Here is a 7,029-nt window from a genome sequence, read left to right on the forward strand (position 1 = left end):
CTTCCTGCTTGCCCAATGCCCAATGCCCAATGCCCAATGCCCAACTTAAAAACACGAGTACTTTTTATTACAATTACTAAAGCTACTCCATAATTGGGGTTTCTTCAAATTGCACCATCATTAGGACAGCTGGGACATCGCCTACTGTTCCAGAAAGATGACCTTTATGATTTTGTGTGTCTTCTTTGCTACTTTGGTCTGCGCCAAATGAAATTTCGCCAGGGCCCATTTCTACTCGCTGGCCGTCCATAGTCTCCACGAACCAACGCCCTGAGAGGGGGACAATCCACTGAGGTTTGGGGTTTTCATGCCACTCTCCAATCCATCCAACTGGTAATACAGTGAAGGTGACTGTGGCAGCAGCTTGCTTCAATTGAGACAACCATTGAGGGGAGGTATGCGGTGCTATACCTTTGTGAATGAAGTCCTGAATTTGACGACGGGATTGGTGGGTGACACCATCTCGGTCAGTCCAGACATACCAGTAGTTAATTGTCGGGTTGTGGGATTGATGATTCTGCATAAAAAAGGCTCATATAGAATTTATATTTGATTTGTGGAAAGGTGGTGTTTTAAGGAACTAACCGCAAAGTACGCATTCGCGCAGCGTCTCGTCAGAGAAGTACGCAAAGAAAGAGAAAGAAGAAAAAAGGTTAATTCACTTCACAAAATTAATGGGACAGAGTAATAAGTAGATTTTTATTCTTTTTTAGAGTTTGTTTGAAAAGTGGTTAACTGTGATTTTAATTACCCCCCTTAATCCCCCCTTGGTAAGGTGGGAAACAATAAAATCTAGTTCCCTCCCCTTTATAAGTTAGGGTAGGGTAAAAATATTTGATACATCAATCATGACTTTTCAAACATCCTCTTATACCAAGAGATTTTCAACCCTTTTGCCTGCTGTATTTATGCTTTAATATTTAATAAAGTTGCTAATCAACAACTACAACGTGATAATCGCGCTTTTCCCATTTATTGCTTTCAATCCAGAAAAAGGTAAAGCTGATTAATTGTTGTGCATTACAAACAGAAATATCTACAAAATGCACGCCTAATTTTGTGGAAGTGGCAGGTGTATCTTTGATGGTTTGCCAATTATCTTGCGACCAGTGTAACTGAAAAGCTGCTAAAGCTTGAATTCGTAGGGTATAATCTCTTTTAACTTTGTTTATTTGACGGTTAAATTTCCAAATTTCTAATGATTTACATTGGTTTCTTTTACCCAAGTACCGATTGGCTACTTCTGGAATAAAATCAAATACTCGACCGTCATCAGTAGACCGCAGCAATTTGATATACTCTGCGTGCGGCCACATTAAAGGCATTGCCGAACCTGTTGGTTTTCCTAAATACATATAAGCATCTGGTTTATCTGTTTCATCCCAGATTTGTTCTGGTAACAAACAAGTATCTGAAGCAAATCCTTCCATTGCTTTGATATAGGTTTTGACATCGCCACCCACAGCTAATTCATAATGTCCTCGTTCTCCTGTCAACAAAGGCCAAGCACGTCCTTTACCCCAACCGATAAAAGGTTCTCCGTTTTTTCGCTGCCCGTAACCGTCGTAATTGTAACGATGCCAACAAGGGCCAACTGGTGTATCTACTTTCAAGATTGCGTCAATTACTTTGACGGAATTAACGATAATTGGGTCATCAGGTTTACGAATTCCATAACGTACTAATTGTAAGAAACCGCCATCGACAATTTCCTTCGCGGGAAATTCTACTGATTCACCAGGTGGGTGATTTTTGATGAGAATATTTCCTTGGTTAGGATTTTCATTGAGTTGAGAATTATTGATAACTGAAGGAGTAATCCGAATATAATGTTGTTTGATACCAGCCACTAAAGTTCCTTCGGTGGTAACTGTCCAATCTTCAATATGACATTCTAAAAAATCGGCATATTCTTCGATGAATTTTGCTGTTGCTATATCGCCATTTTCACGCACAAATTCAGCAGCACAAATTAAGGCAGCAATATTCGATGCGAGTGTTGATGGTGAATAGCCGCTGTTTTCTTCCCAACGTTCTTGTTGGGTAACAGGGCCTTGGCGAATTAAATAACCTGCTGCCCGCAAAATCATCGGGTAAATATTAAAATTTAGCGATACATTTTCGCGGTATAAAAGCCGTGCCAATAAAATTGGAAATGCCACTTCATCAAGTTGAATACCTTGCCAATAAGGTTTGCCATCAACCCAGAAATTTTGAGCAAATCCGCCGTCTTCCTGCTGGCTGGTAGCGAGATAAATTAGCGATCGCACTGCTGTATCTTTTTCTCCAGCGGCCACCAAACCTGCTACACTACTTACCAAATCCCGCGTCCAAACGAGATGATATCCTCCTTGGTCTTGGTCGTTTTTGGTTTCACCCCAAGGAATAGTTATAGATGCAATTAACGCACCAGGATAAGTTTTATCTTCATGTGCCAAAAGTAAGCTAATACTGTTGTGATACAACTTGCCATCGTCATAGGAAATCTTTTCTAATGCTTTGATGTCCTGCCGCGATCGCTTCCACTGTTCGATGTAATTTTGCTTTTGCTGTTCAAAAGGAATATTCAGTGATTGAAACAATGTAGAAACTGCATTGTGCAAATTTGTGCCAAATGCCAGCCCTAAAGTAAACTCGTGACTATCATCTAAATTGAGTTGTCCAGTTAAAGCAAGGTTACCATCCAAAGCACAACCAAATTCCCAATCCATCAGAAAGTTGTCAGCTAAATCTGTCCAACCATCACTTTGACCGACGTAACCGCAGGAAAGACGGGTAAATGGCACTGTAGCAGCCAACGCTATCCATCTTCCTTGTTTCTCGGCTGTCAGAATCCGATACCCAGCAACTTCTATGGCGTAACCATTATTACCTGTACCTCCGACGTGCAGATGCGGCGCACACAAAACATATAACTGGAGTTGAGAAATAAACTCCGGCTTTCCTGTAATTTTTGTGTGTTGTAATATACAAGAAAAATGCGGGTCGGCGATCGCTTCTTTGATGATGGTATAACGTCCTTGGCGATCGCAATTAGTAATACGGTATCCCAAACCATCATTCCACATCCGTTCTACTTTTGATTCGAGATGGCGTTTTTCTTCGTGGAAAAAGCTTTTGCCATCAGAAATTAGGTATTGCAAATCTCGAATTTGCGGTTTGTCTACTGTGGGATGGTAGATTTCAGTGATAATACCATTCCAAACTGTAAACCACACACGACTGGAGGTAGAATAGGCTGTTCCGACTCCATCTTTATTAGCATGAGTCCAGCGAGGATCGATTCCTGGTGAACCAAAAGCCTGTGCTTGATTAAGAATGTTCATGTATTGAAATTTTTGCGATTATTTTTTTTCATCATTTTCAACAGATTTTCGAGTCGCCGCTAAAGATTTAGCTTCGATAAAAATTAATTTAATTTCTGGATGTTTGTGGCGAATTTTAGCTTCTAAATTCTCTACAGTCGATGCGATTTCTTCACCTGTAAGATTTTTAGTAAATTGAATTTCTAAATTAAGTAATACTTCCTGGGGAGCAAGCTGCATTGTGAGCAAGCGAATGACTTCTTTGACTCCTGATTGGGTTTTGCATAAAGAACGGATATTGGCTATAGTTTGAGGATCGGCACTTTCACCAACTAATAATCCTTTACTTTCTCTTGCTAGTAAGACTGCCACCACAGCTAAGATAATGCCAATAATGATTGAGGCAATTCCATCAAAATAAACATTATTCAATAAATGTCCTAACAAAATTCCCAAAAAAGCAACCAATAAACCTGCAATGGCAGCAGAATCTTCAAATAATACGGTAAATACTGTCGGATCTTTACTATTTTTGATTGCTTGCCAGAAATTTTGTTCACCTTTGGTTGGTAAAAATTCTTTTAAAGCTATAGTCCAAGAAAAGCCCTCAAATAATATTGCCATAACCAACACAATATAATTCCACTTCGGGTTTTCTAAAGGACTGGGATTTATTAAATGAGTAATTCCTTCATAAATTGACATCCCCCCACCAATGGCAAAAATCAAAATAGCAACAATTAAAGTCCAAAAGTAAAGTTCTTGACCATAACCAAAAGGATGTCTATCATCTGCTGGCTTCTGGCTCATGTGAATTCCCAGCAAAAGTAATAATTGATCCCCAGTATCTACAACTGAATGAATACCTTCAGATATCATGGCAGAACTGCCAGTAATAGCAGCAGCGATAAACTTAGTAATAGCGATGGCCAAGTTAGCACCCATCGCCGCAAAAATCGTTTTTTTAGATGAATCTGAAGCCATGAAGATGAAAAGGAAATTTAGTTATTGGTCATTGGTCATTGGTCATTGGTCATTAATCATTAGAGTGTTGACCGGTAAAGAAGGCAGACGGCAGAGGTCAGAAGGAAAAAATTTGAACGTAGCTTTAACCCCGCTCAATTCTTGTCCACCAAATCAGAGATTATGGTGGGGGACTGGAGACCCCTGTTACCTTTGGTCACGGGCAGAGGGCAAAAACAGTATTCCTTCTGCCTCCTGTCTTCTGCCCTCTGCCTTTCTTGTTGAAGTTGCCAATCACTTTTAGCCATTGTCTGTAAATCCTGGATACAAGGTCATACCACCATCTACAAAAAGTGTTGTGCCATTAACATAATCAGAGTCATCAGAAGCCAGCCAAACAGCAGCTTTGGCAATATCCTCTACATCACCCACTCTTTTAGCTGGAATCAGTTGCAATAACTTCGCCTCTGCTTGTGGAGTATCCCAAGCTGATTTATTGATTGGAGTTTTGATTGCACCAGGAGCAATACTATTAACGCGAATTTTGTGCGGAGCAAGTTCTTGGGCAATACTTTGCATCATCATATTAATGCCTCCTTTACTAGCGGCATAATTAACATGACCCGCCCAAGGAATAATTTCATGCACTGAACTAATGCAAATGATTTTACCTGCGGCAGATGAAATTTGTGGCCGCACACCCCGACGTAAAAATTCCTTTGCAGCTTCTCGCGCACATAAGAATTGTCCTGTCAAGTTGACTCCAATTACTGTATTCCATTGATTAAGGCTCATGTCTACAAAAGGTGCATCTTTTTGCAGACCTGCGTTATTTACTAAAATATCAATTGTTCCAAATTGCTGGAATGTTTGCCGAAACATTTCCTTTACTTGGTCTTCCTGACTCACATCAGCTTGAACAGCAAAAGCTTCACCATTATTAGCTTTAATATCGTCAACAATCTTTTGAGCTTCTTCGCCTTCAGAATGATAATTTACCACTACTGCTGCACCACACAATGCCAAATTGCGAGCTATGGCTTCACCAATACCAGAACTAGCACCCGTTACAAGTGCTTTTTGACCTTTAAGTAAATAAGGAGAATAGCTCATAATACAATACGCTTGGTGTTAAGAAAGTTTATCTGTACAGTAAGGAAACATGGGTAAGAACAAATAGCCAGTTCTAAACTCTATTGGCTGATAATATTTACTTTTGAGAGCTTTATTGTCATTAAGCATTGATGTAAATTTGACAGGCAATTGATATCATAACCAGTGTGAAAAAATACATAACACTGAGATTTTTGATGATATTTTGATTATGGGATTACTTTAAGAGTTTGAAGTGGCGATCGCCTCCAACTTTTGGAGGAATAAAAAACTATTCCCAAAGGACTATAAAAATTTCCACTAACTTTTATTATCTTATGCAATATTGAAAACATGAAGCTAGAAAAAATATGTTTTCAATAAAAAATCAATTTCCTAAAAAATTTTCAAGATATTTTATTGATTAAAATCTCTATAAAATTTGCAAGTACAAAGGCTATTAAATATGTCTAGTCAAATCGATGTAGACGTACAAAGAATTAGAGCTATTAGTTTAACAGTGACAAACTGCGATCGTTCTTTTAATTTCTATACAAAGGCACTCGGCTTTGAACTAGCGAACGATATTACAGTTGCAAGCCAGGATTACAGCAAATTACAAAACGTAGCCGGAGCAAAAATTCGCATCATCACATTGCAATTAGGAGATGAACTGATAGAGTTGATGCAATATTTGAACATCGACTCTCAACCCATTCCTAGCGATTCCCAAAGTAATGATTTGTGGTTTCAACATTTAGCCATTGTAGTCAGCGATATGGATCGGGCTTATACTCATCTGCGTTCATTTTCCATTGAACCGATATCCACTGCGCCGCAAACAATACCACCAGATAATCAAGCATCTGCTGGTATCCGTGCTTTTAAGTTTAAAGACCCCGATGGACATGATTTAGAGTTAATCTGGTTTCCTGCTGATAAAGGACAAGATAAATGGCATCAAAAAAGCGTAGATGCAAAGCGGCTTGTCGGTAGACATCGCTTGTTTTTGGGAATCGATCATAGTGCGATCGCTATTTCTAACACCGCACAAAGTCTACACTTTTACCACGACCTCTTAGGAATGCAAATCCATAGCCGTAGCCTTAACTGGCGTTTAACTCAAACTCGCTTGGATAATTTGCCAGATGCCAAAGTCCAAATTACAGCACTGCGACCAATCCAAGGTGGTGTAGGAATTGAACTACTAGATTATATTTTGCCCTTTAAAGGTCGTCCCATACCGAGTGATTGGAAAAGTTGCGATATTGCAACGATGCAAATTCAGCTAGTTGTGAATAATCTTGAGTCGTTAATAAATAAGCTACAGCGTGATGGAATTCAGTTTATATCGCCACTTGTACAGTTAACTGAGAATTCATTTCCTTATCGGCAAGGTTGTCTAGTTAAAGACCCTGACGGACATACAATCTTATTAATTGCCTAATAAAATGGATTCTCTACAATAAGAATCCTATTTGATTTTTGAACAAAATTCCGTACACTTTATTCTTTTATAACCCTGTTGCCTATTGCCTCTTGCCTGCCTATACAAAAGCGTTTCATCCCCGGCATAAATGCACGGGGTTTCACGCTATCTTTCTATAAAAACTTGATTTTACTTATACCAATTTGAAAAAATAATGCAACACATAGACAAGACCCCTCC

Annotated in this window: 5 protein-coding genes; 1 reads left to right on the forward strand and 4 read right to left on the reverse strand. The window is 39.1% G+C overall.

Annotated features, from left to right (window positions below):
* Positions 1–82: 82 nt before the first annotated feature.
* The 4 genes from GNE10_RS29915 to GNE10_RS29930 form a co-directional block, all read right to left on the reverse strand.
* Entirely contained in the window at positions 83–523 is a 441-nt protein-coding gene (locus GNE10_RS29915) for a cupin domain-containing protein (protein ID WP_185569393.1), read from the reverse strand.
* A gap of 409 nt (positions 524–932) precedes the next feature.
* A complete protein-coding gene (locus GNE10_RS29920) occupies positions 933–3,326 on the reverse strand; it encodes a glycoside hydrolase family 15 protein (RefSeq protein ID WP_185569394.1) in 2,394 nt (797 codons plus the stop codon).
* Positions 3,327–3,344: 18 nt separating this feature from the next.
* Positions 3,345–4,289 (reverse strand): cation diffusion facilitator family transporter, encoded by a 945-nt coding sequence (locus GNE10_RS29925; protein ID WP_185569395.1) that lies wholly within the window; start codon positions 4,287–4,289, stop codon positions 3,345–3,347.
* A 279-nt stretch (positions 4,290–4,568) separates the two neighbouring features.
* The gene (locus tag GNE10_RS29930) at positions 4,569–5,381 is read right to left on the reverse strand and encodes an SDR family oxidoreductase (protein ID WP_099067764.1); all 813 of its coding nucleotides are present in this window, start codon (positions 5,379–5,381) and stop codon (positions 4,569–4,571) included.
* A gap of 445 nt (positions 5,382–5,826) precedes the next feature.
* Here GNE10_RS29930 and GNE10_RS29935 point away from each other — a divergent pair, with 445 nt between their 5' ends.
* Complete coding sequence (locus GNE10_RS29935) at positions 5,827–6,807, forward strand: VOC family protein (protein WP_185569397.1); 981 nt, start codon at positions 5,827–5,829, stop codon at positions 6,805–6,807.
* The last annotated feature ends 222 nt before the right edge of the window (positions 6,808–7,029 follow it).

The organism is Nostoc sp. 2RC (assembly GCF_014222165.1).
In the GTDB taxonomy this organism is placed as follows: domain Bacteria; phylum Cyanobacteriota; class Cyanobacteriia; order Cyanobacteriales; family Nostocaceae; genus Nostoc; species Nostoc linckia.

Excerpts from the sequence above, each read along its gene's own strand:
- GNE10_RS29915 (WP_185569393.1), bottom strand. The coding sequence starts at position 523 with ATGCAGAATCATCAATCCCACAACCCGACAATTAACTACTGGTATGTC.
- GNE10_RS29920 (WP_185569394.1), bottom strand. The coding sequence starts at position 3,326 with ATGAACATTCTTAATCAAGCACAGGCTTTTGGTTCACCAGGAATCGAT.
- GNE10_RS29925 (WP_185569395.1), bottom strand. The coding sequence starts at position 4,289 with ATGGCTTCAGATTCATCTAAAAAAACGATTTTTGCGGCGATGGGTGCT.
- GNE10_RS29930 (WP_099067764.1), bottom strand. The coding sequence starts at position 5,381 with ATGAGCTATTCTCCTTATTTACTTAAAGGTCAAAAAGCACTTGTAACG.
- GNE10_RS29935 (WP_185569397.1), top strand. The coding sequence starts at position 5,827 with ATGTCTAGTCAAATCGATGTAGACGTACAAAGAATTAGAGCTATTAGT.